General features: G+C 70.7%; 28 protein-coding genes. 10 read left to right on the forward strand and 18 right to left on the reverse strand.

What is annotated here, in order from left to right; genetic code table 11:
* Positions 1-76: 76 nt before the first annotated feature.
* Positions 77-934, reverse strand: coding sequence for a pirin family protein (locus AAHM41_RS25030; protein ID WP_342239317.1), 858 nt, complete (start codon positions 932-934; stop codon positions 77-79).
* A 123-nt stretch (positions 935-1057) separates the two neighbouring features.
* On the opposite strand from AAHM41_RS25030, the gene AAHM41_RS25035 reads away from it, so the two are divergent.
* The 4 genes from AAHM41_RS25035 (at position 1058) to AAHM41_RS25050 (ending at position 4178) form a co-directional block, all read left to right on the forward strand.
* On the forward strand, positions 1058-2008 hold the full coding sequence (locus AAHM41_RS25035; protein WP_342239318.1) for a LysR family transcriptional regulator: 951 nt from the start codon (positions 1058-1060) through the stop codon (positions 2006-2008).
* A 67-nt stretch (positions 2009-2075) separates the two neighbouring features.
* Positions 2076-2771 carry a pirin family protein gene (locus AAHM41_RS25040; protein ID WP_342239319.1) on the forward strand — a complete coding sequence of 232 codons (696 nt, stop codon included), beginning with the start codon at positions 2076-2078 and terminating at the stop codon, positions 2769-2771.
* 109 nt (positions 2772-2880) lie between these two features.
* Positions 2881-3090 carry a hypothetical protein gene (locus tag AAHM41_RS25045; RefSeq protein WP_342239320.1) on the forward strand — a complete coding sequence of 70 codons (210 nt, stop codon included), beginning with the start codon at positions 2881-2883 and terminating at the stop codon, positions 3088-3090.
* A gap of 80 nt (positions 3091-3170) precedes the next feature.
* Complete coding sequence (locus AAHM41_RS25050) at positions 3171-4178, forward strand: GlxA family transcriptional regulator (protein WP_342239321.1); 1008 nt, start codon at positions 3171-3173, stop codon at positions 4176-4178.
* Positions 4179-4195: 17 nt separating this feature from the next.
* On the opposite strand, the gene AAHM41_RS25055 is transcribed toward AAHM41_RS25050, so the two are convergent.
* The 7 genes from AAHM41_RS25055 to AAHM41_RS25085 all read right to left on the reverse strand — a co-directional run bounded on the left by AAHM41_RS25055 (position 4196) and on the right by AAHM41_RS25085 (position 10559).
* A complete protein-coding gene (locus AAHM41_RS25055) occupies positions 4196-5026 on the reverse strand; it encodes a hypothetical protein (RefSeq protein ID WP_342239322.1) in 831 nt (276 codons plus the stop codon).
* Positions 5027-5128: 102 nt separating this feature from the next.
* A complete protein-coding gene (locus AAHM41_RS25060) occupies positions 5129-5752 on the reverse strand; it encodes an NUDIX domain-containing protein (protein ID WP_446719487.1) in 624 nt (207 codons plus the stop codon).
* Complete coding sequence (locus AAHM41_RS25065; protein WP_342239324.1) at positions 5733-6434, reverse strand: Crp/Fnr family transcriptional regulator; 702 nt, start codon at positions 6432-6434, stop codon at positions 5733-5735. Before AAHM41_RS25065 ends, AAHM41_RS25060 begins: the two co-directional genes overlap by 20 nt.
* 73 nt (positions 6435-6507) lie before the next feature.
* Entirely contained in the window at positions 6508-7653 is a 1146-nt protein-coding gene (locus AAHM41_RS25070; RefSeq protein ID WP_342239325.1) for an acyltransferase family protein, read from the reverse strand.
* Positions 7654-7737: 84 nt separating this feature from the next.
* Entirely contained in the window at positions 7738-8235 is a 498-nt protein-coding gene (locus AAHM41_RS25075; protein ID WP_342239326.1) for an isoprenylcysteine carboxyl methyltransferase family protein, read from the reverse strand.
* On the reverse strand, positions 8235-9266 hold the full coding sequence (locus AAHM41_RS25080; RefSeq protein WP_342239327.1) for a type III polyketide synthase: 1032 nt from the start codon (positions 9264-9266) through the stop codon (positions 8235-8237). The genes AAHM41_RS25075 and AAHM41_RS25080 overlap by 1 nt, the downstream gene beginning before the upstream one ends.
* A 99-nt stretch (positions 9267-9365) precedes the next feature.
* Complete coding sequence (locus AAHM41_RS25085; RefSeq protein WP_342239328.1) at positions 9366-10559, reverse strand: MFS transporter; 1194 nt, start codon at positions 10557-10559, stop codon at positions 9366-9368.
* A gap of 46 nt (positions 10560-10605) precedes the next feature.
* Here AAHM41_RS25085 and AAHM41_RS25090 point away from each other — a divergent pair, with 46 nt between their 5' ends.
* Entirely contained in the window at positions 10606-11103 is a 498-nt protein-coding gene (locus tag AAHM41_RS25090; RefSeq protein WP_342239329.1) for an Lrp/AsnC family transcriptional regulator, read from the forward strand.
* Here the strand turns inward: AAHM41_RS25090 and AAHM41_RS25095 are convergent.
* The gene (locus AAHM41_RS25095) at positions 11100-11495 is read right to left on the reverse strand and encodes a winged helix-turn-helix transcriptional regulator (RefSeq protein ID WP_342239330.1); all 396 of its coding nucleotides are present in this window, start codon (positions 11493-11495) and stop codon (positions 11100-11102) included. The genes AAHM41_RS25090 and AAHM41_RS25095 overlap by 4 nt on opposite strands.
* Before the next feature lie 98 nt (positions 11496-11593).
* Here AAHM41_RS25095 and AAHM41_RS25100 point away from each other — a divergent pair, with 98 nt between their 5' ends.
* Complete coding sequence (locus AAHM41_RS25100; protein WP_342239331.1) at positions 11594-12574, forward strand: quinone oxidoreductase family protein; 981 nt, start codon at positions 11594-11596, stop codon at positions 12572-12574.
* Between the two features lie 2 nt (positions 12575-12576).
* Here AAHM41_RS25100 and AAHM41_RS25105 read toward each other — a convergent pair whose 3' ends face one another.
* Positions 12577-13152, reverse strand: coding sequence for a dihydrofolate reductase family protein (locus AAHM41_RS25105; RefSeq protein WP_342239332.1), 576 nt, complete (start codon positions 13150-13152; stop codon positions 12577-12579).
* Between the two features lie 101 nt (positions 13153-13253).
* Here AAHM41_RS25105 and AAHM41_RS25110 point away from each other — a divergent pair, with 101 nt between their 5' ends.
* On the forward strand, positions 13254-13748 hold the full coding sequence (locus tag AAHM41_RS25110; RefSeq protein ID WP_342239333.1) for a winged helix-turn-helix transcriptional regulator: 495 nt from the start codon (positions 13254-13256) through the stop codon (positions 13746-13748).
* Between the two features lie 82 nt (positions 13749-13830).
* Positions 13831-14301, forward strand: coding sequence for an SRPBCC family protein (locus AAHM41_RS25115; RefSeq protein ID WP_342239334.1), 471 nt, complete (start codon positions 13831-13833; stop codon positions 14299-14301).
* A 20-nt stretch (positions 14302-14321) separates the two neighbouring features.
* Here AAHM41_RS25115 and AAHM41_RS25120 read toward each other — a convergent pair whose 3' ends face one another.
* The 6 genes from AAHM41_RS25120 to AAHM41_RS25145 form a co-directional block, all read right to left on the reverse strand.
* A complete protein-coding gene (locus tag AAHM41_RS25120; RefSeq protein ID WP_342239335.1) occupies positions 14322-15059 on the reverse strand; it encodes a GNAT family N-acetyltransferase in 738 nt (245 codons plus the stop codon).
* Between the two features lie 85 nt (positions 15060-15144).
* Positions 15145-16410, reverse strand: coding sequence for an ABC transporter substrate-binding protein (locus AAHM41_RS25125; protein WP_342239336.1), 1266 nt, complete (start codon positions 16408-16410; stop codon positions 15145-15147).
* A 32-nt stretch (positions 16411-16442) separates the two neighbouring features.
* Positions 16443-17273 carry a carbohydrate ABC transporter permease gene (locus tag AAHM41_RS25130; protein WP_342239337.1) on the reverse strand — a complete coding sequence of 277 codons (831 nt, stop codon included), beginning with the start codon at positions 17271-17273 and terminating at the stop codon, positions 16443-16445.
* Positions 17270-18196, reverse strand: a complete 927-nt coding sequence (locus AAHM41_RS25135; RefSeq protein ID WP_342239338.1) for a carbohydrate ABC transporter permease — start codon at positions 18194-18196, stop codon at positions 17270-17272. Before AAHM41_RS25135 ends, AAHM41_RS25130 begins: the two co-directional genes overlap by 4 nt.
* Positions 18189-19343 carry an ABC transporter ATP-binding protein gene (locus AAHM41_RS25140; protein WP_342239339.1) on the reverse strand — a complete coding sequence of 385 codons (1155 nt, stop codon included), beginning with the start codon at positions 19341-19343 and terminating at the stop codon, positions 18189-18191. The genes AAHM41_RS25135 and AAHM41_RS25140 overlap by 8 nt, the downstream gene beginning before the upstream one ends.
* Positions 19340-20167 carry a metallophosphoesterase family protein gene (locus AAHM41_RS25145; RefSeq protein ID WP_342239340.1) on the reverse strand — a complete coding sequence of 276 codons (828 nt, stop codon included), beginning with the start codon at positions 20165-20167 and terminating at the stop codon, positions 19340-19342. The genes AAHM41_RS25140 and AAHM41_RS25145 overlap by 4 nt, the downstream gene beginning before the upstream one ends.
* A 282-nt stretch (positions 20168-20449) precedes the next feature.
* Between AAHM41_RS25145 and AAHM41_RS25150 the strand changes: the two genes are divergently transcribed.
* Positions 20450-22615, forward strand: a complete 2166-nt coding sequence (locus AAHM41_RS25150; RefSeq protein ID WP_342239341.1) for an FUSC family protein — start codon at positions 20450-20452, stop codon at positions 22613-22615.
* Here the strand turns inward: AAHM41_RS25150 and AAHM41_RS25155 are convergent, their stop codons facing one another.
* Together AAHM41_RS25155 and AAHM41_RS25160 are read right to left on the reverse strand one after the other, a co-directional pair.
* Positions 22616-22993: an ankyrin repeat domain-containing protein gene (locus AAHM41_RS25155; RefSeq protein WP_342239342.1), complete on the reverse strand. Its 378-nt coding sequence runs from the start codon at positions 22991-22993 to the stop codon at positions 22616-22618. It abuts the gene before it with no gap.
* 24 nt (positions 22994-23017) lie between these two features.
* Positions 23018-24478 carry a DEAD/DEAH box helicase family protein gene (locus AAHM41_RS25160; RefSeq protein WP_342239343.1) on the reverse strand — a complete coding sequence of 487 codons (1461 nt, stop codon included), beginning with the start codon at positions 24476-24478 and terminating at the stop codon, positions 23018-23020.
* A 184-nt stretch (positions 24479-24662) separates the two neighbouring features.
* On the opposite strand from AAHM41_RS25160, the gene AAHM41_RS25165 reads away from it, so the two are divergent.
* The gene (locus AAHM41_RS25165) at positions 24663-25811 is read left to right on the forward strand and encodes a porin (protein WP_342239344.1); all 1149 of its coding nucleotides are present in this window, start codon (positions 24663-24665) and stop codon (positions 25809-25811) included.
* The last annotated feature ends 55 nt before the right edge of the window (positions 25812-25866 follow it).

Consider the following 25866-nt stretch of genomic DNA (forward strand, 5'->3'; position numbering starts at 1 on the left):
CCCCCCCCCGCCGCCCCGGGCTCAAAAAAACCGCGGGGGGCCCCCCCCCCCCCCCCCCCCCCCCCCTTTTTGCGTTTCAGAACCGGCCGGCGCGGAAATCCTCGATCGCCTCGACGATCTGCGCCTCGGTGGTCATCACGAAGGGGCCGTATTTCGCCACCGGCTCGCGCAGCGGCTTGCCGGCGACGATCAGGAGCCGCGCCGGGCCGGCCTTGGCCGCGACGCGCACGCCGTCCCCGGCGCCGAGTACGCCCAGCGTGCCGCGCTCCAGCCCCTCGCCGCCGATCTCGGCCATGCCCTGATAGACATAGGCGAAGCCGGCATGGCTCTCCGGCAGCGGCAGGTCGACCGCGGCGCCGGCCTCCAGATGGACATCGAGATAGACCGGCTCGGTGGTGCCACCCTCGGCCGCGCCCGCGGTGCCGCCGCAGCGGCCGGCGATGACGCGGACCCGGGCGCCGGGACCGGCCGCCACCTCCGGCACCCCATCGGCCGGGATGTCCTGGTAGCGCGGCGCCGTCATCTTCTCCGCCGCCGGCAGGTTGACCCAGAGCTGGAAGCCCCACATCAGGCCGTCCTCCTGCTCCGGCATCTCGGAATGGACGATGCCGCTTCCGGCGGTCATCCACTGCACGCTGCCGGGACCGAGCAGGCCGACATTGCCCTTGTTGTCGCCGTGCCGCATCCGGCCGGCCAGCATGTAGGTCACGGTCTCGAAGCCGCGATGCGGATGGTCCGGGAAGCCGGCCAGGTAGTCGGCCGCGTCGTCGGAGCGGAACTCATCCAGCATCAGGAACGGGTCGAGATCGGGCAGGCCGGGCTGGCCGATCACCCGGGTCAGCTTCACACCGGCGCCCTCGCTGGCCGGGCGGCCGCGTTGGGTGCGGGTCACATTGCGCGGCCGGGCCAGGGCAGTGGTCTCGGTGGTCGCCATCATCATCTCCATTCGCGGGCGCCGGGATCGCCGGCGCGGTTTCGCTCTGCCCCCAAGATCGGGCCGATGGCCGGCGCGGAGAATGCGGCTTTCCCCGAAACCGCCGTTCGATATGATCGAACGATGCGGTATCGGCTCGACGACATCGCCACCTTCCTGCAGGTGGTGGACAGCGGCAGCATCAGCGCGGCGGCGCGGCGGCTGACCCTGTCGAAATCCGTGGTCAGCAAGCGGATCAGCGACCTCGAGGCGGCGCTGGGTGGGGCGCTGCTGCAGCGCTCGACCCGCCGGGTGCTGCCGACCGAGCGCGGCCTCGCCTTCTACGAGCGCGGCCGCAGCATCCTGCGCCAGCTCGACGAGGCGGCGGAGGAGGTGGCGGAGGGCGACGGCGACCTGCGCGGTGCCCTGCGCGTCGCCGCGCCGATGAGCTTCGGCACGCTGTATCTCGGCCCGGTGCTGTTCGACTTCGCCCGCCGGCACCCGCGGCTGGCCCTGACCCTCGACCTCGACGACCGCATGGTCGACTTGGCGGCGCAGGGCTACGACCTCGCCATCCGGATCACCCGGCCGCGCGATTCGGCGCTGATCGCCCGGCGCCTCGCCGCCAGCCGCCGCGTGGTCTGCGCCAGCCCCGGCTATGCCGCCGCAGCCGGGCTTCCACGGACCTTGGCCGAGCTCACGCAGCACGAGGCGATCGGCACGGCCGAGGTGCCCTCCACCTGGCTGTGGCAGTTCGAGCCGTACGCCGCCGGCGGGCCGCCGCGCAGCGTGGCGATGCGCAGCCGGATCACCGTCAACAACGGCGAGGCCGCGCGGGATGCGGCCATTGCCGGGCTGGGCCTCACCGTGCTGCCGACCTTCATCGTCGCCGACGCCTTGCGCCAGGGCCGGCTGCTGCCGGTGGCGCTCGACGCCGAGCCGGTGGCGGATGTGATCCACGCGCTGTATCCGCAGACCCGGCACCTGTCGCGCCGGGTGCGGGCGCTGATCGACCACCTGGCCGAGAGCTGCGGCGAGGCCGCGCCCTGGGAGCAGGGGCTGTCGTTCGCGCCGGCCGAACGCCGGGTTTCCTGATCCTCGGCTTTCGTCCCCGGCCCGCCAGCCCGATCTTCCCGGCATCACCACCGGATCGGAGATCGCGATGATCACGCTGCATGACCGCATGGCCCGGGGCCGCACCGAGACCGGCCTGATCGAGGCCCGCCACACCTTCTCCTTCGGCCGCTTCCATGATCCGGACCGCATGGGATTCCGGTCGCTGCGCGTGTTGAACGAGGACCGGGTCGTCCCGGGCGCCGGCTTCCCGGCGCATCCCCACGCCGAGATGGAGATCCTGACCTATGTGCTGTCCGGCGCCGTCGAGCATCGCGACAGCCTCGGCAACAGCGCGGTGATCCGCGCCGGCGACCTGCAGCGCATGACCGCCGGCACCGGCATCAGCCATGCCGAGATGAACCCCTCGGCGACCGAGCCGCTGCACCTGCTGCAGATCTGGCTCCATCCGGACCGTCGCGGCCTGGCCCCGGGCTACGATCAGCTGAGCGTCGGGGAGGGGGCGGCCGGCGGGCTGCGGCTGGTGGCGGCGCCCGAGGCCGGCGACGGCGTCCTGCAGATCCACCAGGACGCCCGGCTCCATGTCGCGCGGCTCGCCGCCGGCGAGACGGTCGAGCATGCGATCGTCCCGGGCCGCGCCGCCTTCGTCCAGCTCGCCCGAGGGATCGTCACGCTCGACGGGCACGAGGTGCGGGAGGGCGACGGGGCCGCGGTCGAGGGCGAGCCTGGCCTCCGGATCACGGCCGAGACCGGGGCGGAGATCCTGCTGTTCGACCTCGCTTGACCGTCAGCCGCGGCCCGGAGATCGCATCCGGGCCGCGGGCCTCTCGACCGGCTGCCGCCAGTCCTGGCAGGATGCCGATGCCCATAGAGACCTTCGCAGCCACAGATCCATGCGCATCGCCCTGCTGATCGCCGCCATCGCCGTCTTCCTCATCGGAATCGGCGCCTGGAGCTTCGCCATCACCGGCGACCTGGCCGGGATCGACGGCGGCCAGGCCATCCGGATCGCCGCCGGCGCGGCGGTGGCGGCCGTGCTGCTGATCGGCGGCTTCGTGGCCCTGATCCTGCGGGGACGGTCCCGCGACCGGGATCGCCGCTGACCCGACCGGCACGGGGGTTGCGCCGGCCGTCGCGCTGTGGCCGGATGCCGGAAACCGCGGGAAGCGCAGCAGACCAGGGCATGGCCGACGATCCGATGACCGAGCCGCCGCAGCGGGTGGGGTTCCTCCTGGTGCCGAACTTCTCGATGATGGCCCTGTCGGCGGTGCTGGAGCCGTTCCGGGCAGCCAACTGGGTGGCGCGGCGCACGCTCTACGACTGGCGGCTGCTCTCGGTCGATGGCGAGCCGGTCACCGCCAGCAATGGCGGCGTGCTGATGGCGCAGGGCGCGATCGGGCCCGACGATTCCTTCACCATGATCGTGGTCGTTGCCGGGCTCGACCCGCAGGACGGCCGCGACGAGCGCATCCTGGCCTGGCTGCGGCGGATGGCGCGGCGCGGCTCGCGGCTCGGCGCGGTCTCGACCGGGACCTATCACCTGGCCTGGGCCGGCCTGCTCGACGGCTACCGCTGCACCATCCACTGGGAGAATCTCAGCGCCTTCACCGAGACTTTCCCGCGGCTCGACGTCACCGGGCGGCTGTTCGAGATCGATCGCGACCGTTTCACCTCGGCCGGCGGCACGGCGTCGCTGGACATGACCCACTACCTGATCGGCCAGGCGCACGGGATCGACCTCGCCAACCAGGTGGCGGAGCAGTTCCTGCACGCCCGGCCGCGCCAGGGCCACGCGCCGCAGCGGATGGAGCTGCGCGAGCGGCTCGGCGTCAGCCACCCGAAGCTCCTGGCCGCGATCGCCGAGATCGAGGCCAATCTGGCCGAGCCGCTGCCGCGGGCGGCGCTGGCTCGGGCCGCCGGGCTGTCGACCCGGCAGCTCGAGCGGCTGTTCCGGATCTATCTGAACTGCACCCCGTCCCAGTACTATCTCGAGGCACGGCTGAAGCACGCCCAGATCCTGCTGGCGCAGACCTCGATGCCGATCCTGGAGGTGGCGGTGGCCTGCGGTTTCGCCTCGGCCTCGCATTTCGCCAAATGCTACCGCTCGCTGTTCAGCCATTCGCCGCGGGCGGAGCGGGCGCCGCGCCCGGTCGCGCCGGCCCAGGTGATGGGCCAGCGCCGGGCGTGGTAGCGGGACGGTGCTCGCCTCTACGGCAACTGCACCCGGGCGGCGGTGACGCGGTTCTCATTCTTCTCCTTGTCGCGGACCACGCCCCAGATGACGCCCTGCTGCGTCCGGTCCCAGGCGATGCCCTGGCCGGCGATGTCGAGCGGCGCGGTGCCGACCCAGCGCAGCACCGAACCCGCCTCCGGCAGCGCCAGGGCATAGACCTCCGGCTCGTCATGGCCGGTGATCCAGAGCCGCCCATCCGGCCCCCAGGAGCCGCCGGAATTGCTCATGTCGCCGAACTTCTCCAGCAGCTCCGGCGGCAGCACCCAGGCCTCGGCCACGCGCCAGTCGGCGTCGAAGCGGACGATCTGGGTGTTGTACTTGTTGCCGTAGGCGAGCGGGCTGCGGTCGAACACCCGGTTGTAGTTGGCGAAACCGCCCCACCAGGCCCCGTCGCGATAGTCGATCCAGGTCAGCGACCCGCGATCGATGCCGAAGCTGTGCGTGCCGACATGCTTCAGCGTCGCCGCGTCCCAGATCTCGACCGAGCTGGTCATCGGCCATTCCGGATAATTGGAATGGGCGGTGTAGAGCCTGCCGTCGACGACGACACCGCTGTCGAGATGGATGAGCGGCCCGTCCTTGGCTTCGGTCCAGGCGGTGATCCGGGCGCCGGTCTTCCGGTCGTAGCGGGCGATCGACCGGCTATTGATGGCGTAGAAGGACTCGGCATCCACCGCCACGGCCTGCCGTGCCTCCGGCGCAGGGAAGGAGGCGACCGCTTCGACCGGATACGGCTTCGGTTCCTCCGCCCAGGCCGGGGCCGAAAGCAGGCCGGCGGCGAGAAGCAGGGCTGGAACAGCGGTCATGCGGATCATCGATCGTCCCTCGAGTCTTCGGAGGGCGCCGACCCTAGGCCCGGGACCGTGACAGGACGATGATGCTTCCTTGATGCTTCGGTTGCCGGCGAGTCACCCGGCCCGCTGCAGGATCTCGGTCAGGCCCGGAGGCAGCGTGCCGCTCAGCAGCATCACCTGCAGCTGCAGCAGGGCGGAAACGGTCAGAGAATCGGTGATCCGGCCGTCCGCGATCATGGCGACGGCCGTGGCCAGCGGCACGGTGCGCAGCGCCAGGTCCTCCGTCTCCTCCGGCTCGGCCTCGCCCTGGGTCAGGCCCCAGGCGACGAACAGGTGGGCGATCTCGGTCGTGACGCTGTTCGACGGATGAATGGTCAGGAGGTCGTGCCAATGCGCCGCCTCCAGCCCGGTCTCCTCACGCAGCTCGCGCTGGGCCGACATGATCGGCGGCAACTGCGGGTCGCCGCCGCCCTCCGGGATCTCCCAGCTGTAGAGGCCGAGGGCGTAGCGGAACTGCCCAACCAGGGTGACCCGGCCGCGGTCGTCGATCGGCACCACCCCGATCGCCAGGTTCTTGAAGGTGACCACGCCATAGATCCCCGGCGTGCCCGCCGGGGTCAGCACATCGTGCTCGTCGACCTTGATCCAGGGATTCTCATAGACCGACTTGATCTTCAGCGTGGTCCAGCGGTTCAGGCCCCCCCCGCTGCCGCCACCGTCACCACTCGCCACGGACATCCTCCACCAGCCGCTCCAGGCGGCTCAGATCGGCGACCTGCAGATGGTCGGCGGCGCGGACGACGATGCCCGACTTGGCCAGGTCGCTCAGCACGCGCGCCACGGTCTCGCGCGTGGTGCTGACCCGGCTGGCGATGTCGGAATGCACCGGGATCGGCCGGATCGTCGCGCTGCCGTCCGGTTGCGCCCCGAGCGTCGCCAGGCGCAGCAGCTCGGCATGCACCCGGTTGTTGGCGCCGACAGTGCTCAGCTCCATGATCCGCTCATTGGCCCGGCGGAGCACGCCGACCAGATGCACCATCACCGCCAGCGCCAGAGCGGGATGCTCGGTCACGGCGCTGCGGAACAGGGCGGTGGGCAAGGCGGCGACGGTTGCGTCGGTCAGCGCCATGACATTGGCGGAGCGCGGCTCCCGGTCCAGCGCCGACAGCTCGCCGAAGCAGGCCCCGGCCGACAGGTCGTCGAAGGTGATCTCGCGGCCGGAGGCGGAATAGATCACCACCCGGACCTTGCCCTCGACCAGGAAGTAGACGTGGTCCGGATCGTCGTTGCGGTCGATGATCTGCTCATGCGGCGCGAAGCGCTGCCAGCGGCATTGCTTCTGCAGCTCGGCACGCAGGGCGGCCGGGGCGACCGCGAGGAGATCAATCCCGTCAAGGGGGCGGGCGTCGTTGGCAGGCACAGATGCGTCTCGTTCTTGAGGCGCGCCAGAATAGGGCCGGCGGGCCGTGCCCGCCAGAGCCGATCTGCAGCCCTCAGCCCGGCCGCTGGAACGCGGGGCGCAGCGGGCGTGGCGCGCCGATCCGGCGCAGCCAGCCGCGGGCCGGAACCTCGACCCGGCGATGCAGCAGGATGGAGAGCGGCAGCAGCGCCGCGACCATCAGGGCGATGACGCCCAGCGACTGCATGGCGGAGAAGCCGGCATCCGTTATTTCGTGTCCAGTCACGAGGCGCCAGCCGAGATGCACGCTGTCGAGCAGCAGGATCTGCGCCAAGTAGACGGCGTAGGAGATCTCGCCGAGGAAGACCATCGGCCGCGTGCCGAGGGCCCGGCCCACCCGCGCCGTGTTCTCAGCCAGGCAGAGGATCAGCAGGCCGAACAGCGGCACCACGAAGACGCCGCGCATGTTCAGGTGCATGGCGAGGACGATGGCGGCGGCGGTGGCCAGCGCCGCCCGGTCGGTCGCCATCCATCGCGGGGCGCCATCCTGCCAGACTCTGTAGAGCACCATGCCGCCGACGAAGCCGAGGAAGCAGCGTGGCACGCCCCAGTCGCTGGTCAGGTCGAGGTCGTGCTGCGGTCCGGCGGAGAGCAGGGCGAAGCCGGCCAGGGTCGCGACATAGAGCAGGAGCAGCCCGGTCGGGCGCAGCCGGGCGACGACCGGCACCAGCAGCGGGAAGGCGAGGCCGACGATCCATTCGGCGCTGATCGACCAGGACGGCCCGTTCCAGGTCATGCTGTCGTAGATCCCAGCCGCGTTCAGCAGCAGCAGGCTGCCGGGCAGGGTGGCGAGGGTGTGAGTGCCGCCGAAGGCGTCGAGGCCGGAGCGGTCGACCGCCAGCTTCACCAGCTCCAGCAGCACGAAGCCGCCCAGGAGGACGAGATGCAGCGGATACAGCCGCGCCAGGCGGGCCCGCAGGAACGGGCCTAGCGTCGCCTTGGATGGCCCGTCGGCGAAGCTGCGCCCATAGACATGCATCAGGATGAAGCCGCTGAGCGCGAAGAACAGGTCGACGAAGAGGTAACTCTTGCCGAAGAAGAAGGTCACCTCGGTCGGGTGCAGGTTCGGGAAGGACCCGATGGAGTAGTGGAATAGCACGACGCAAAGCGCGGCGATGCCGCGCAGCGCGGTCAGGGCGGGGAAGTATTGCTGCGGGCTGCGGAGGGATGCCTCGGCCATGGCTCCGGAATGCTGTTGTCGATGGCGCCTGACGAACCGAACCATCGGGCCGACGGAACGTTCCGTAGCCTGCGGCGTCCCGTCTCAGCCCCGTCCGGCCAGGGCCCGCTCCTCGACACCGATGCGGTGGTACAGCAGCAGGGCGTTGGCGAGCGAGAAGGCGATCGCGATCCACCAGGCGCCGAAGGCCAGAGGCAGCACTGCGATCTCCGCCGTCACGATCAGGTAATTGGGGTGCCGCACCCAGCGATAGGGGCCGCGGCGCACCAGCGGGGCGCCGGGCAGGCTCAGCACCCGCGTGGTCCAGTACGGCCCCAGCGTCGCCACCACCCAGACCCGTGCCGCCTGCAGCAGCAGGAACAGGGCCAGCAGCGTCCAGGACGGGACGCGGTCGGCGGGGATCAGCAGGAAGGCCGCCAGCAGCCAGGCGCCGTGCAGCAGGATGAACAGCGGATAGTGCTGGGCGCCGCTCTCGACTGCGCCCCGGGTCCGCAGCCGGCTTTCGTTGCGGCGGGCATAGGCCAGCTCGCCCAGGCGCTGCGCCGCCACCAGCAGCGCCAGCCCTTGTGCCCAGCCCAGCATCAGCCGCAATCCAGCACGGCGAAGCCGGCGCAGAAGCCGGGGCCCAGCGCGCTCAGCAGCCAGCGCCCGGCCATCTGCCGGCGCTTCTCCGCCAGCACGAACAGCACCGTCACCGCCGACATGTTGCCGTAGCGGCGCAGCACAGACCGCTCGGCCGCCATCGCCGCATCCGGCAGTTCGAAGGCGTCGCGCAGCGCCTCGACCACCTTGGTGCCGCCGGGATGGAACACGAAGCCGGAGAGGTCGCCGAGGCCGAGGCCGTTTCGCTCGAGGAAGGCTTCCGCCGCCGGCCGCAGGTCGCGGCGCACGAGGGCCGGGATGTCGCGCGAGAAGATCACGCCGAGCCCGTCGGCCTCGACCGACCAGCCCATCACATCCAGCGTGCCGGGCCAGCGATGCTCGCCGGTCGGGCCCAGGGCCGGCATGCCGTCGTCAGGCCGGATCAGCACCGCGGCGGCGCCGTCGCCGAACAGCGCGGTGGCGACGACGTTGCTCTTGGTCAGGTCGCCGCGGCGGAAGGTCGGGCCGCACAGCTCCACCACCAGCAGCAGCACGGTGCCGTTGAGGGCGCGCGACAGCGCCGTGGCGCGGGCGAGGCCCAGCACGCCGCCGGCGCAGCCCAGGCCGAACACCGGCAGCCGCACCGTGTCCGGCCGGAACGGCAGCCGCTCCATCAGCCGGGCGTCGAGGCTGGGCGTGGCGATGCCGGTCGAGCAGATGGTGACGATGGCGTCGACCTCGCCGGCGCCGATGCCGCCCTCGTCCAGGCAGCGCCTCGCCGCGTCCTCCAAGAGGTCGAGCGCCGTGTCCATGAACACGGCGCTGCGGTCGTGCCAGTCATGCGGGGCGAAGTACCAGTCCAGCGGCACGGCGGAGCGGCGGGTGTCGATGCCGGCGGAGTCGTAGATCGGCGCCATGCGCTCGAACAGCTCCGGCCGCGCCGCGAAGACGCGCCGGGCGCCCTCGCGCGCCTCGTCCTGGGTGATCACGTGTGGAGGAACGGCTGTCGCCAGCCCCGCAAGTCTCGGCATCCTGTACCTCCGCGGGGCCATCCCGCTCAGGGAGGGACCAGAACTGGTCCTTCCAGTCTGTTCGGGAAAGAGGCCGTCGCGTTGCGTGCGGAGGGCAGGTCAGGATGCCGCAGGGCCGGTGATCCGCCGCGGCCGCAGCGCCGTCGCGGCAATCAGGGCGGCGGCGAGGCAAGCCACGGCGGCTCCGGTCGCCAGCGGCGGGAAGCCGGCGGCGGCGTAGCCGATCCCGGCCAGGCCGGTCCCGGTCAGGGTGCCGAGATAGGTGACGGCGCTGTTCAGGCCCAGCACGGCACCGCGCGCCTCGGGCTTCGCGCGGGACAGCAGCAGCACCAGGATGTTCAGCCCGAAATGGTTGGCGAAACCCCACAGCCCGGCCAGCGCGGCGATCGCGGCGAAGCTGCGCGTCGCCGGCAGCATCAGCGCATAGATCGCCGCCACCGCCAGCAGCACCAGCGGGAACAGCCGGCGCGGCCCCAGCCGGTCGACCAGCCCGTCGCCCAGGCTGGCGGCACCGAAGCCGATGCCGTAGGTCAGCACGATCAGCCCGGCCTGGCCGGCGGTCAGGCCGAGCGCGGCCCGTACATGGTCGCCGATGAAGGCGTAGACGCCGTAGAAGGCGGCCATGAAGCCGAGGCAGATCGCCAGCAGCGCCGGCACGCCGGGATAGGCGAGGGGGGCGACCAGTGCCCCGAGCCCCGGCCTTGCGCCCCGGTCGCGCGACGGCGGCGCCGGCAGCCGGGCGATGCCGCACAGGGCCAGCGCGGCCAAGCCGGCCAGCATCAGGAAGACGGCGCGCCAGCCCAGCGTCTCGGCCACCAGGGCGGCGGCCGGCACCCCGGCCACCATCGAGATCGACCAGCCGGTCAGCACCCGGCCCAGCACCCGCGATTCCCGGCCCGGCGGCGCGATGGTGGTGGCCAGCGTGTAGATCGACGGCAGGATGATCCCGGCGCCGAGCCCAGCCAGCGCCTGGGCTGCCGCGAGCATCAGCCAATGCATGGCGAAGGCGGAGAGCAGCGTCGCCGCCGCCAGCCCGACCATGCCGCCGAACAAGGCCCGGCGCGGGCCGATTCGGTCGATCTGGGGCGCCAGCAGGAAGGCCGACAGCGCTGTCGCCCCGCCATAGGCGGCGATGGCGTGTGACACGGCCACCGGCGTGGCCGCCATCGCTGCGGCGACGTCGCCCAGGATCGGGCTCAGCACCAGCGAGTTCGAACCGACCACGGCGATGCCGGCGGTCAGGATCGCGGTCTGCAGCGAGACAGCGCTCTGATGTTGATGGTGTTCGGGCATGACGCGATAATCGCCGAACCTGGTTCGGTCATGAAGGGCAATTCTCATGGTCATCGAAAATACGAAAACGGTTCGGCGCCGGCCCGCCGAAGCCCCCTCTATCGACGCCGTCGACCGAAAACTGTTAGGGCTGCTCGCGACCGATGCGACGCTCAGCTACGCCGAGCTCGGCCGGGCGCTGAACCTGTCGCCGCCGGCGGTGCATGAGCGGGTGAAGCGGCTGAAGCGCGACGGGGTGATCAAGGCCACGGTCGCGGCGTTGGACGGGCGCAAGCTCGGCAAGGCGATCCTGGCCTTCATCCATGTCAACACCACCGGCTGGGGCAAGTCGCCGGAGATGCTCGACCTGGCGCAGCTGCCGGATGTGGAGGAGATCCACACCGTCACCGGCGACACCTGCGTCATGCTGAAGGTGCGGACGCAGGACGCCCAGGCGCTGGAGGACCTGCTGCGGGTGATCTACGACATCCCCGGAGTCCAGGGCACGCGCAGCTACATCGTCCTCAGCTCGCATCTGGAGCGCGGGGCGCTGCCGGCCGATTAGGCTACGGGCGACTCCTCCACGGGTTGCGCCGGCCGCAGGCGGCATTCGGCCAGGCGGTCCAGCTCGTCCAGCGCTGCGGCGTGGCGCTGGCCCCAGTCGCATAGCGACCGCAGCACCGGCTCCAGGCTCAGTCCCAGCGGCGTGGCCGAATAGTCCACCCGCGGCGGCACCTGGCGGAAGATTTCGCGGTGGACCAGGCCGTGCTCCTCCATCTCGCGCAGCTGCTGGATCAGCACCTTCTGGCTGATTTCGGGCAGTGACCGTTTGAGCTGCGACAGCCGCCGCGGGCCGTCGAACAGGTGATAGAGGATGACCGCCTTCCAGCGGCCGCCGACCACCTTGAAGGCGCGCTCCACCGGCAGCACCGGCAGCCGCTTGATCGTCTCGGCCATGGTCACCTTCTGGTCAGTATGGAACGAAAGGGTGTGTAGAGCCGCCAGTCGGCATACTGGCAGAAGGCGCCCCACGCTGTCCAACGCCAGGTGAGGCCATGAAAGCCGTCCAGCTCAACCGCTTCGGCGGGCCCGAAGTTCTCGAGATCATCGAGCAGCCGATCCCGCGACCCGGCCCCGGCGAGGTGCTGGTCCGGGTGCGGGCCGCCGGGGTGAACTATTTCGAGACACTGCTGCGTCGGGACCTCTACGCCGTGACGCCCGAGCTGCCGATGGTCCCGGGCGTCGAGGTGGCAGGAGAGATCGAGGCGGTGGGGGAGGGCGTCGACGCTGCTCTGCATGGCGCGCGGGTCGCGGTTCCGATGTTCGCGATCGGCCGTCCCACGGGCGGCTATGCCGAATATCTCGCCGTCGATGCCGCTTCCGTCGTGACGCTGCCCGACGGTCTGTCCTTCGAGGATGCCGCGGCGCTGCTGGTGCAAGGGCTGTCGGCACTGCACCTGGTGCGGCGCAGCCCGCCGCGCGGGCGCACGGTGCTGGTCACCGCCGCGGCCGGCGGCGTCGGGTCGCTGCTGCTGCAGCTGGCCCGGCGCGCCGGTGCGGAGCGGGTGATCGCCGTCGCGGGCGGGCCGGAGAAGCTGGACGTCGCCCGCAGCCTGGGAGCGGATCTCGGCATCGACTACCGCGAACCGGGCTGGGCTGGTCTTGTCCGTGAGGCGACCGGCGGCGGAGGGGCCGACATCGTCTACGACACCGTCGGCGGCGCCGTGACCAGGGCCTGCCTCGAAGCGCTGGCGCCACAGGGCAAGCTGGTGTTCGGCGCGTTGGGCCGGTTCGAGCTTGGCACCGCCGAGCTGGAAAGCATGATCCTCCAGAACCAGTCCCTGAAGGGCTTCGCCCTGCTGCCGCTGCTGACGCCCGAAGGTCTTCGGGCCGATCTGGCGGAGCTGTTCGCCCTGGCCGCGGCCGGTGCGCTGACGGTGCAGCAGGGCGGGCGCTACCGCCTGGACCAGGCCGCCGAGGCGCACCGGGCGCTGGAAAGCCGCTGGAGCACCGGCAAGATCGTGCTCATCCCGTAGGGTCAGCCGCGCTCGCGCCGGTAGTGCAGGATCACGGCCCCGGTATCGAGCGGCCTGGTCTCGATCAAGCTGAGGTCGATGCGGTCGAAACCCGGTGCGAACAGCCGCTGGCCGTCGCCGAACAGGTTCGGCGTCACCATCAGCCGGTACTCGTCGAACAGGTCGCGGGCGACGAAGCTCTGGGCGATACCGGCACCGCCGAACATGAACAGATCGCCGTCGCCCTCCGTCTTCAACCGCGCGACGGCGCCCTCCAGGCCGTCGCGCACCACCGTGCCGTTCCATCCGGGGTCGCCGGTCAGCGTGGTCGAGAACACGGTCTTGGGCAGCCGGTTCATCACCGCGGCGAAGGGAATGCCGGCGGCCGGGCTGTTCGGATCGGTCGCCGCCGGCTCCCAGAACGCCTTGTTGAACAGGAAGTTGACCCGGCCGTAGAGCAGGTGCCCCGCCCGCTCCAGGGCATAGCCGGACCAGTGCGTCGCCAGGTCGTCGGACCACTCGGGCGCCACGAACTCCCCCTTCGGCCCAGTAATGTAGCCGTCCAGGCTGATGAACATCGACAGGATGGCTTTGCGCATGGGTGTCCTCCCGGATCGCTCATTATGTGATTGCATATAGCAACTGGTTGTGTTCCGGTCAATCCGATTGCATATTGCAAGCGGAATAGGAGCAACCGCGCATGAGCAGCGAACAGCGATCCGGCTGTCCGATCAATCTGACCCTCGAGGCCCTGGGCGACCGATGGAGCCTGCTGGTGATTCGCGACATCATGTTCGGCGACCGGCGGCATTTCCGTGAGCTGCTGACGCGGTCGGATGAGGGCATCGCCTCCAACATCCTGGCCGACCGGCTGAAGCGGTTGACCGAGGCCGGCTTCCTGACCCGGAGCGACGACGAGACCCACAAGCAGAAGGCGATCTACAGCCTGACCGAGAAGTCGATCCAGCTGGTGCCGCTGTTGGCCCATATGGGGGCCTGGGGCCGCCGCCATACGCCGGCCACTCCCGACCTGTCGATCCGCGCCCAGCTGCTGGAGGAGGGCGGGCCGGCGTTGTGGGAGGAGTTCATGGACGATCTTCGCAGTGTCCATCTCGGCCAGCCGCGCCGGCGCAGCGGTCCGACGGTCGTCGAACGGCTGCGCGAGGCCTTCCTGGCGGTCCGCGCCGCGGGCTGAGGAAAAATATTCGAGACCGTGTCGGAACCCCACCCGGGGGGCCGTCCTTGGGGCATCAAGCGTTCAAACCAGGAGATCCCCCGTGACTGCCACCCCCGCCTCCGACCGCGAGCTCGTCCTGACCCGCCTGATCGACGCGCCGCGCGAGACGCTGTTCCGCGCCTGGACCGAGCCCGAGCTGATGAAGCGGTGGTTCACGCCGCGGCCCTGGACCACGCCGGTGATCGAGGTCGATCTGCGGCCGGGCGGCTCCAACCTGATCGTGATGCGCGGCCCCGACGGCACCGAATTCCCGAACCGAGGCGTGTATCTCGAGATCGTCAAGAACGAGCGCCTGGTCTTCACCGACGCCTACACCAAGGCCTGGGAGCCGTCGGAGAAGCCGTTCTTCACCGGCATCATCACCTTCGAGGACGAGGGTGGGAAGACGCGCTACACCGCCCGCGCCCTGCACTGGACCGTGGCCGACCGCGAAGCGCATGAGAAGATGGGCTTCCACGAGGGCTGGGGCCAGTGCGCCGACCAGCTGGCGGAGCTCGCCGCCAGGATCTGAACCGAGGAGCGGCCGGCGGATCAGCCGGCCGTGTCCTTGCTACGGTAGTGATAGCGGTACAGCTCGGTCCGGAAGCCGAGCGACGCGTAGAGGGCCAGGGCCGGCGCGTTGTCGGCCACCACCTGCAGGCAGGCGCCGCCGGCACCCTGGGTCAGGGCCCAATCCATCAGGTGGCCGACGGTGCGCGCCCCGTATCCGCGCTGGCGATGGTCGGGATGGGTGACCACGGATTCGAGCACCAGCAGCCGGTCGTGCACGACGCCATAGGCCTTCGCCACCACCTGGCCGTCGATCCGGCAGGCGGCGAAGGTCTTGGGCAGGACGATGCTGTCGACCATCGAGCCGAAGATCGGATCGGCCGGGGCCGACCGTAGCGCGAGCCACTCCTCGTCCGGCCGGTCCGACAGCTCGATCCAGGCGCAGTCCCGTGGCCGGTGGTCGCTGAGATCCGCCAGCAGCGTGGTGGTCTCGCCCTCACGGGCGTAGCCCGCGCGCTCCAGCGGCCTGTCCATGCCGGTGGCGATCGCGGGCACCCGGAACCGGGACGGCTGGCCGAGGCCGCGATAGATCCCTTCCGCCGTGGCGATGATGCCGCTCGGGTCGCGCGGGCCGCCCCGTAGCGGGTTGACCGAGTTGGTGCGGCGCGTGGCGCCGCCGGAGGCGCGCAGCAGCCAGCCGCCCAGCAGCACCTGCCGCGGCGACGGCCAGGCGTTCTGGCAGGCTTCCTCAACTCTCCAGGCGATGTCGTCGGTGGCCATGACGCTGACTCGAAACAGAAAAAGGGCCGGACGGGTGTCCGACCCTTGCCTGTTGTAGCGACGATTCGAGGCGGGGTGCAGCCCCTCAGCGCCGCGGCAGCAGCTTCTGCACCTCGTCGGCGGCGTCGGCCAGGGCCTCCTCCGGCGTCGCGCTCTGCTCCACCACCCGCGACAGGTTGTCGACGATGGTCTGGGTCACCTTCACGCCGTTGGTGCCCGGGAAGGCGTACCAGGGCCGCATCTTGCCCATCTGCTCCAGCCCGGCCTTGAACAGCGGGTTCTTGGCGTAGAAGTCGCCGAGATACTCGGGCGACTTGGCCGCCAGATCGTTGTTCGGGACGTAGCCGGTGCCCGGCACCACCACCGAGGCGCCATAGGGGCCGGCGGCGAACTTGATGAACTCCCACGCCGCCTGCTGCCTGGCCGGGTCGCGGGTCAGCATCACCGCGGCGTTGCCGCCGGTCGGCAGCTGGCCCTTGGCCGGGTCCAGCAGCGGGATCGCCGCGGTCCGCAGTTCGAACTTGTCGCCGACATTCTTGATGGTGTTGCGCAGCGCGCCGGTGGTCTGGAAGGCGAGGCCGACCTTGCCGGCGACGAAGGCCTGCTCGCCCGCCGATTTGGTGAAGACCGGCATGCCGGCCTCGGTCACCAGGCGCTGGACCAGGGTGAACGCGGCCAGGCCCTCCTGGCCGTCGAAGGCGACCTTCTTCTCGTCCGCCGACAGCATCTCGCCGCCGGCGCCGAACAGCAGGGCGCTGAACATCCAGTCGTCGCCCTGCCAGCGGAAGTCGATGCCGTCGACGCCGTCGCCCAGCGCCTTGATCTTGGCGCCCAGCGCCAGCACCTCGTCCCAGGTCTTGGGCGGGGCGTCAGGATTGCCGCCGGCTTTCCGCACCAGGTCGGCGTTGTAGTACATGATCGGGTTCGAGGTGGCGAAGGCCAGCCCCGCCTGCTGCCCGCCGAACTGGGCCAGGCCCAGGATGTGGTCGCTGAAGCCCTGCTCGGCCATATGGCCGTCCTTCTCGACGAAGGGCGTCAAGTCGACCGAGATGCCGCGCTCCGCCACCACCCGCAGCCGGTTCAGGCCGATGAAGGTGATGTCCGGCATCTCGGCGGTGCCGGCCTGGCGCAGGATCAGCTGCAGCCCGTCCTCATAGGTCGGCGACGGGCTGGCGAAGACGATCTTCACGTCCGGATGCTCGGCCATGAACTTCTGCGAGATCGTGTCCATCACGTCCTTGAAGAAACCCGGCATCGGGTAGTGGACGGTCAGGGTGGTCTCGGCCTGCGCGGCGCCCATCAGCCCCGCCGCCAGAGCCATGCCCGCCAGCGCGGTTCGGATCAGTTTCACGTTTGCCCCTCTCTGGAAGAAATGCGACCGGGTCAGCCCTTCAGCCCGGTCAGGGTGATGCCTTCGATGAAGCGGCGCTGGGCGGCCAGGAAGGCGGCGACCAGCGGCAGGGTGACGATCACCGTCGCCGCCATCAGCGCGCCGTAGTCGTCGCCGGCCTCGGCGGCGCGGAAGAACAGTAGGCCCAGCGGCGGCGTCGCCATGCGGGTGTCGCTGACCACGATCAGCGGCCAGAACAGGTCGTTCCAATGGGCGACGACCGAGAAGATCGCGAAGGCGGTGATCGCCGGCCAGGCGTTCGGCACGATGACGCGCCAGACGATCGCCAGCTCCGACATCCCGTCCAGCCGTGCCGCGGCGATCAGGTCGTCCGGCATCGCCCGGAAGAACTGCAGGAACAGGAAGATGCCGAACACCGAGATAGTGAAGGGCGCGACCAGCGCGACGTAGGTGTTCAGCGCGCCGGTGGCCGACAGCGCCACATAGATCGGCAGGGCGATGGCATGGATCGGCACCAGCAGGCCCAGCATGATCATCGTGACCATGGCCCGGGATCCGCGGAAGCGCAGCTTGGCCATGGCATAGGCGCAGGGCACGGCCACCAGCACCTGCAGCACCAGGATCAGGCCGCAGACGATGACGCCGTTCAGCAGGATCTGCGCCATCGGCACCCGGGTCAGCGCCTTGGTGAAATTCTCGACCAGGACCCAGCGGTGGGGCAGCAGCGACAGGGAGGACGAGAAGATCTCGTCCTGCGGCTTCAGCGCGACCGACAGCATCCACAGATAGGGCGCGACGAAGATCAGCGCGCCGAGCGACAGCAGGGCGAGGCGGGCGACCCGCAGGGGGGACCAGGCGGTCATGCGTAGTGCACCCGGCGGTCGAGCACCCGGTACTGCAGCAGCATCAGGACCACCAGCACGGCCAGGAACACCACCGTCATCGCCGAGGCATAGCCGACCCGAAGATAGACGAAGCCCTCCTGGTAGATGGTCCAGAGCAGGACCTCGGACGCCTTGTTCGGGCCGCCCTGGGTCAGGGTGCCGACGGTCTCGAACACCTTCACGGCGTTGACCACGCTGATGGTGATCACGAACAGCGTGGTCGGCCCCAGCATCGGCCAGGTCACCAGCCGGAACCGCTCCCAGGCGATGGCGGCGCCGTCGATCTCGGCGGCGGCGTACAGCTCGCGCGGGATCGCGGTCAGCCCGGCCAGGAACAGCACCATGTTGAAGCCGACCGACTGCCACACCCCGATCAGCGCCAGGCTCAGCAGCACGGTTTTGCTGTCGCCCAGCCAGTTCGGGCCGGGGAGGCCGAGCAGGCGCAGCATCTCATTCACCGGGCCGATGCTGGGATGCAGCAGGTACTGCCAGACCGTGGCCATGGCGACGAGCAGCGAGGCGACGGGCAGGAAGTAGATGGTACGGAACAGCGCCCGGCCGCGCGTCTCCGCCTCGATCAGCAGCGCCACGCCGAGGCCCAGCAGCACCGAGGCCGGGGTGACGATGGCGGTGTAGATCGCGGTGTTCTTCAGCGAGATCAGGAAGCTGCGGTCGCCCAGCAGCTCGGCGTAGTTGTCGAGGCCGATGAATTTGATGCCGTCATAGCCGAGCTCGTAATCGGTCAGGCTGAAGCCCAGCACGGCCAGGGTCGGGACCAGGATCAGCGCCGCCAGCAGCAGCACCGCCGGGACGGACAGGCGCCAAGCGGCGAAGCCCTCCGCCCGCGCCGCGGCCCGGGCGGCCCGGCGGGCGGTGCCGTCGTCGAACGCCAGCTCAGCCATGAGCGGCGATCCGCAGCGGTGTCGCCGACACCGGCAGGCGGCCGCCTTCGTGGCCGAACACCAGAACATCGGCCGCGTCGACCGCCAGGGTCACTGGGGCGCCGGGCGCCAGCTCGGCGGCCAGCGCCGGCGCGGTCTTCGCGACCAGCTCGGCGCCCTCGGCCAAGGTGAGAAAGACCAGCAGCTCGGAGCCCAGGAACTCCAGCCGGCGCACCGTCGCCGCCAGGCCGGGCTGGCCCGGCATCAGGAAGCGCAGCGCCTCCGGCCGCACGCCCAGCGTCACCGCGGTACCGGGCACGGCCTCGACGCCGTCGACCAGGACCCGGCCGCCGATGCGGGCGGCTCGGGTCTCGTCCAGCACCCCTTGCAGCAGGTTGATGCGCGGGCTGCCGATGAACTGCGCCACCTCGACATGCGCCGGGTCGGCATAGATCCGGGACGGCGTGTCCAGCTGCAGCAGCCGGCCGCCCATCATCAGCGCCACCCGGTCGGCCATGCTCAGCGCCTCGGACTGGTCATGGGTGACGTAGAGCGTGGTGACGCCGGCGCGGCGGTGCAGCTCGACGATCTCGCCGCGGGTGTGGACCCGGAGGTTGGCGTCGAGGTTCGACAGCGGCTCGTCCATCAGGAAGGCGGCGGGCCGGCGCACCAGGGCGCGGGCCAGGGCGACACGCTGGCGCTGGCCGCCGGACATCTGGCCCGGCTTGCGATCCAGCAGATGGTCGATCTTAAGGCTCGCCGCCGTCTCGCGGACCGAGGCCTGGATCTCCGCGCGCAAGGCGCGCTGGCCGGGCGTCAGGTTGCCGATGAAGGGCAGGCGCTGGATCGTCGACAGCCGCCGCATCGCCAGCGGCACGGCGATGTTCTGGCCGGCGGTCAGATGCGGGTACAGAGCGTAGGACTGGAACACCATGGCGATGTCGCGCGCCGCCGGGCGCAGTGCGGTGATGTCGCGGTCGCCCAGCTGCACCGAGCCGGTGTCGGCATGCTCCAGCCCGGCGGCGATGCGCAGCAGGGTGGTCTTGCCGCAGCCGGACGGGCCGACCAGGGCGATGAACTCGCCCGGCGCCGCCTCGATGGTGACGTCCTGCAGGATGCGATTGCCGCCGAACGCCTTGCTGATGCGGCGCAGCGCCAGCCCGGTCACGAAGTGGCCTCGGCGGGCTGGTGGCGCGGATAGACCTCGTGGATGACGTCGTCGATCACGAAGGGCCGCAGCTCCGGCAGCTCGACGATCTCGCTCGACACCGTCTCGCCCAGCGTGTGGATCACGGCGCCGAGGATCCGGTCGCCCGGCATGTCACGCTCCATCGGCCCGACGATGAAGCCGGAGGAGGGGCCCCAGACATAGCGGGTGCCGAGATGGGCACCGGTCCAGGCGCGGTGCAGATGGCCGCTGGCGACCAGGGCCACGCCGCGTCGCTCGAACAGTTCGAGCAGCCGGCGGCGCGGCGCCGGGCGGATGCTCCAATAGCCGGTGTCGCCCTCATCGGGCTGGTCGACGAAGATCGGCTTGTGGGTGAAGACCACGATCCCGCGGCCCTCGCTGGCCTCCAGCACGCCCTGCAGCCAGGCGAATTGCGCCGCCTCCTCATCGTCGCCGGTGCCGATGACCTGGCTGTTCAGCCCGACCAGGCACCAGCCGGGCTGGTCGTGCACCCAGCGGTCGGGCCCGACGATGCGGCGCCAGCGCTCCAGCCGCTCAAGGGTCGCCGGCTGGCGGGTGCCGGGCAGGTCGCCGACATCGTGGTTGCCGGGCACCGACAGCACCGGGAAGGGCAGGGCGCGCAGCAGCCCGGCGCAATGCTCCAGATCGGCCTCGACATCCGCCCCGTCGACGCTGAGGTCGCCGGTATGGACCACCAAGTCCGGCCGGGCGGCCTGCAGCCACTCCGCCAGCGGCGCCCAGTTCGGCGCGAAGTGGCTCTTGCCGGGGCTGAGATGGGTATCGCTGATCTGGATCACCCGCACGGTCGGCTCCTTTGCTGCTGCCGATCGCGCCGGACGTCATGGCAAAGCACCCGCGCATCGGCGGCCCGACGAGCGGCGGCAATCGGATGTGTCGAAAAAGCGAGCTTTGGTGCCGCGGCCGGTATCCGGTTCCGCTGCGTCTCGCGGCGCGCGGATCATAGGGAGCGGGGATGACGGATCTGTTGCGTCCCGATGAAGAATCGATGTCCGTCGGGACGGGATCGACGGTCGACGCCGTGAAGCATCGGCGGGCATCATGGCCCGGGGACGACTCGAAGGCGGGTGGATGATCGTTCAGGCGGTTGGAGCAGCATGGCGGTGACGGGGGCGGCGGCCCGCCGGCGATCACCGCTGCTGATGGCGTTGGTGCAATGGAACCGCGCCACCATCCCCTGGCCGGTGGCGCTGCGCAACGCGCTGGCCGTGGCGCTGCCGGTGATCCTCGGCGTGCTGTCCGGCCAGACCGATGTCGGGCTTGCCGTGGCCGGCGGCGCGCTCAACGTCGTCACCTCGGACGCGCCGGGGCCGCATGCGCTGCGCCTGCGCCGCATGCTGCTGATCTCGCTCGGCGCCGGGCTCGCGGCCCTGGCCGGCTTCTCGCTCGGCACGCAATGGCTGCCCTTCCTGCCGGTGCTGGCGGTCTCGGCCTTCCTGCTCGCCATGCTGGTGGCGCTCGGCCCGGTGGCGATGCAGGGCGGCACCGCGATCCTGATCGTGCTGGTGGTGACCGCCGGCACCGCCGGCCACGGCTTCGACCCCTGGGCCGCTTCCGGCCTGTTCTTCGCCGGCGGCCTGCTGGCGACGCTGTTCTCCGTCGCCGCCTGGCCGCTCAGGATCTACCAGCCGGAGCGCGACGTGCTGGCCTCGGTCTACCGCATGCTGTCGGAGATCGCGCGGGCGATGCCGGAGGACACGGAGGTCATGCCGCTCGCCGATTCCCTCGGCGAGGCGCAGCAGCTTCTGGCCCGCAGCGGCGCCGCCCGGATCCGCGGGGTGGAAGCGTTCCGGGTGCTGCTCGGCCTGGCCGAGCGCATCCGGCTCGAGCTCCTGGCCCTGTCCGATCTGCGCGGCCAGGTCGGTGACTCGGCACTGCCGGCCGTGATGCGCCAGGCGGCGGTGGTGCTGCGCGGCCTCGGCATGGCGCTGCGCCAGGGCCGGCCGATGGAGGGCGGGGCGGCGCTGAAGGGCTTCGAGGCGACGCTGGCGGCCCTGCGCGATGCCCGGCATGCGACGCACGACCCGCTTCAGCGCTCCCGCCTGCATCTGGCGGAGGCGCGGGCGATCGGGCTGGCCGGCGCGCTGCGTGCCGCGATCCGCAACACCGCCGAGGCCGGCGTCCGCGGCGACCGGCGGGCGGCGGAGCGCGACGCCCTGCAGCCGGCGGCTTTGCGCCCCGGCGCGCCGCTGGCGACGCTGCGCGCCAACCTGTCGCTGTCCTCCGCCGCCTTCCGCCACGCCCTGCGCCTGACCGTCTGCGTGGTGGCGGCGGAGGCACTGGGCCGGGCCATCGGCCTGCCGCAGTACTACTGGATCGCGATGACCGTGGTGATCGTGCTGAAGCCTGATTTCGGCGGCACGGTCAGCTTCGGCCTGCTGCGCATGTTCGGCACCCTGGCCGGGCTGCTGGTGGCCACGGCCGTCGTCTATCTGGTGGCGGACCATCCGTTGGCCCAGGCGCTGCTGATCGCGCCGCTCTATTTCGGCTTCCGCTACCTGGTACCGGTGCATTACGGCCTGGCGGTGTCGCTGCTGACCGCCGTGGTGGTGCTGCTGCTGGGCCTGGCCGGGCAGCCGGCCGGCCACACGCTGCTGGACCGCGGCGTCGCCACCGTGCTGGGCAGCCTGCTGGCGCTGGCCGCCTACCTGCTGTGGCCGACCTGGGAGCGGGGGCGCGAGCGGCCGGTGATCGCCGCCATGCTCGACGCCTATGCCGCCTATCTGATGGCGCTGCTCGGCACCGATGCGAGGGCCCAGGCCGGGGCCCGTACCGCCGCCCGCGCTGCCCGGGTCAACGCCCAGGCCTCGGTCGAACGGCTGCGGGTCGAGCCGGCCGATCCCGCGCAGCCGGCCCGGGCCGAGGCGATCTTCGCCAATGCCAACCGCATCCTGCGCGCCGGCATGGCGCTGGAGAGCGCGCTGCACGACCATGGCGCTGCGGCGCTGGCGAAGCATGCCGCGATCGGGTCCTTCGGCCATGCCATCGCCGCCGCCATGGGCGAGCTGGCCTCCACCCTGCGCGACCACCGGGCGCCGGCGATCCCGTCCGACCTGCCGGCCCGCCACCGGGCGCTGACCGAACTGCTCGACCCCAAGGCCCAGCCGGAGGCCGACCAGCCGGTGATCCTGGCGCTGCTCGAGGCGACCGACCGTATGGTGGACGCGGTCGCCGCGTTGACCGATGTCATCGGCGCGGGGGCGGTCATGCCGCCGCAGAAGAACCTCCGGTAGTCAGCGGCGGCGGGTCGGGGCGCCGCCCTCCAGCAGCCGGACGAGGCGCCGGTTCTGGCGGGAGCGCGCGGCGTCCAGCGGCGAGCCCCCGAACTCGTTCTTCCGCTGCGGATCGGCGCCGCGCTCCATCAGCAGCCTCACGGCTTCGATCCGGTTCTGCATCACCGCCTCATGCAGCGGGGTGTTGCCGAGCTCACCCGACGCGTTCGCATCGGCGCCGCCATCCAGCAGCGCCGTGATCTCGTCGGTCCGGCCGCGGTTCGCCGCGACATGGATCGGGGCGTCGCCGAAGATCCCGGCCTGGTTCACATCGGACAGGTCGATCCCGGCAAAATCGGGCAGATCCTGGTAGCGTCTCAACACGTCGTCCGCGTTCATCAAGGCATTCTCACAACAGGGGTATCAGGCCGCGTCCCGCCGCATCGCCGCGGTCTCGACCACGGCGGCGATGGCGTCGAGCATCGCGGTGTCGTCGCCGGCCATCGCCTCCATCGACGCCATGCGGGCGATCACCGTGGCGGCCACATTCTCCTCCACCGTGCCCTCGGCATAGGCGTAGTAGATCACCGCGCGCTCGCCATCGCGGTGGCAGCGCCCCTCGATCTGCTGCAGCTGGATGGCGCTGTGGCGCATGTCGTGCACCACCAGCGACCGGTCGCGCTCGCCGCCCGGCAGCTCGCCGCGATGCAGCGAGATCGATTCCGTCACCGTGAACAGCACGGCGTCCAGCCGGCCGGTCTGGAAGGCGATGCGGGTGGCCTCGTTGGCGTCGCCGGTCTGCGTGCCGTTGATCTCGCCGACCGACCAGCCGCGGCCGCGCAGCGCCTCGGCCAGCATCGCGCTGGTCTCCAGGAAGGCGACCGAGACCGCGACCTGCTGCCCGTTCGCCAGCAGGTCGTCGCAGAAATCGGCGGTGCCGGCGATGCGCAGCAGGCTGGCTTTCTGGCGGAAGCGCAGATCGGCCGCCCAGCCGGTGGCGCGACGGGTGCTGCCGCCGGCCAGGCCGAGCTCGCGCCGGAACTCGCGCCAAGTGGCCTCGTAGAGCCGCCGGGCCGGCGCGTCCAGCGCCGTCGGCGCCAGCTCGCGCTGCACCTCCGGCCAGCCGGCGATGTCCTCCGGCCGGCGGCGCAACCCGATCGCCCTGGAGCCCTTGTACAGCAGGTCGGCCATGACCCGGCGATCCTCCGGGTTCGGCTCCCAGCTCCAGTTCTTCCAGCGGCCCTTGGCCCGGCCGATGCGCAGCCGCTTCATCAGGGTGCGGAACCCGTCGAGGTCGCCCGTGACGCCGCCCGCGGCTTCGGCCAGCAGCCGGCCGAGATAGGACAGCTCATGCGGCGCCTGGCCGGCGGTGGCGCTCATATAGATCGTGAACACGGCGGCCGCGGCCATCTGCCGGCAGACCAGCCCCTGCTGCGAGTTCGGGTTGCGGATGCGGTGCGCCTCGTCGATCACCACGATCGGCCAGGTCCGCTTCGGCGTGCCGTGCTTCGCCAGCTCGTTGTTCTTGGCCCGGGTCGACCGCTTGGTGCTGGCGGGCGGCGGCGCCAGCAGCGACTTGGTCTTCTCGAAATTGATCAGCGTCACCCGTTTCGCCGCGGTGCCGGAGCGGGCGATGGTCCGGCGCCATTGCGGCACGGCGCCCTTCGGGCAGATCACCAGCACCTCGGCCTCCGGCATCGCCGCGACCGCCAGCCAGGCCGACAGGGTCTTGCCCAGCCCGGTCAGGTCGCCCAGCAGGAAGCCCGGCCGTCCCTGGGCGCGCGCCGAGAGGATGGCGTCGCGGGCGACGAGCTGGTGCGGCCGCGGCACGAAGTCGGGGCCTTCTTCGGCCAGGCGGAGCTTGGCGGGATCGAGAGTCTTCATCGCCGCCTTCCTGGCCCGATCCTGGGAGAAGCGCAATGGGGGCAGGCGGACTCCCGATGACCGCATCGGAGATCGGTGCCATGACATTTCCATTACATCGTTGTTTTTGCTTTGTTTTATGGAATCCGGGGAGCATGGTGCGCCGCGTCATCCCCGAAACGATCGCTTGCGATCAGAGGTTTCCATGAGGAAGAGCTTATTCTGTGGGACCGCGCTCGCGGTCCTCGCCGCCACATGCGCGGCCCAGGCGGAGGACGCGAATGTTACGTCCGGCCTGCAGCTCAAGCTTTCGGGCCGCATCGGCTTCCTGGCCGGCGTGCTGTTCAACGACAACCGCAGCCCCGACATCGATCGCGATTACGACTTCGAGTCGGGCGCGCGGCTGCAGTTCGACATCAAGAACGTTACCGATTCGGGTCTGGAATACGGCGCCCGCATCCGCTTCAACAATGTCGACCGCCGCAACGACGTCACGGTCGACCGCACCTATGTCTACCTGAAGGGCAGCTTCGGCACGGTCACTCTCGGCGATGCGCCCTATATCGCGGAGGATTTCCACGTCTACGCGCAGCAGACGCTGGGCACGAAGTTCGGTCTCGACACGGACTGGGGCAACGGCTTCCGCAGCCCCGGCACCTGGATCGGTGGCAGCGACGCCTTCTTTGCCGTGGCGCCGTACCAGCAGTTCGGTGGCATCAACACCAAGGACACGAAGGTCAAATACACCTCGCCGAGCTTCGCGGGCCTGTCCTTCGGCGTCGACTTCACACCTGTCGTCGGCGGCAACGGCCATGCCGGCAATGGCGGCCGCAACGACCTGTTCAACGACAGCAGCACGGTCTACGAGAATGTGATCGGCGGCGGCATCGACTACCAGCAGACCTTCGACGGCACCGCGGTGCGGTTCGCCGGCATGGCCTATAACGGCAACGGCGTCAGCGGCAACCACGACCTCGAGGCCTACTACCTGGCCGGCCAGGTCGGCTTCGCCAACGGCTTCTGGGCCAGCGCCAGCTGGACCCATTTCTCCAGCACCTTCAGGGCCGACAAGGCGATCGACTCGATCGTCGGCGACCTGTCCTATACGACCGGCCCGTGGCTGGCCTCGGTCGGCTACGCCTATACGACGGCGGAGAAGAACAGCGGCCTGAACTCGACCTTCACCGACGGCGACGACCTGAAGACCAGCCACAACGTGATCGGCACGCTGGTCTACAACCTGGCGCCGGGCCTCGATGTGTTCAGCGAGCTGCGCTACGAGAAGGACGAGTTCCGCCAGGGCACGGATTTCGAGACCTCGTCCCTGAGCGTCGGCAGCATCCTCAACTTCTGATCCGGACCGGGGGGGGGGGGGCCCCCCCCCCCCCCCCCGCGCAACCCCACAACAA

The sequence above is a fragment of the Inquilinus sp. OTU3971 genome (assembly GCF_038440215.1).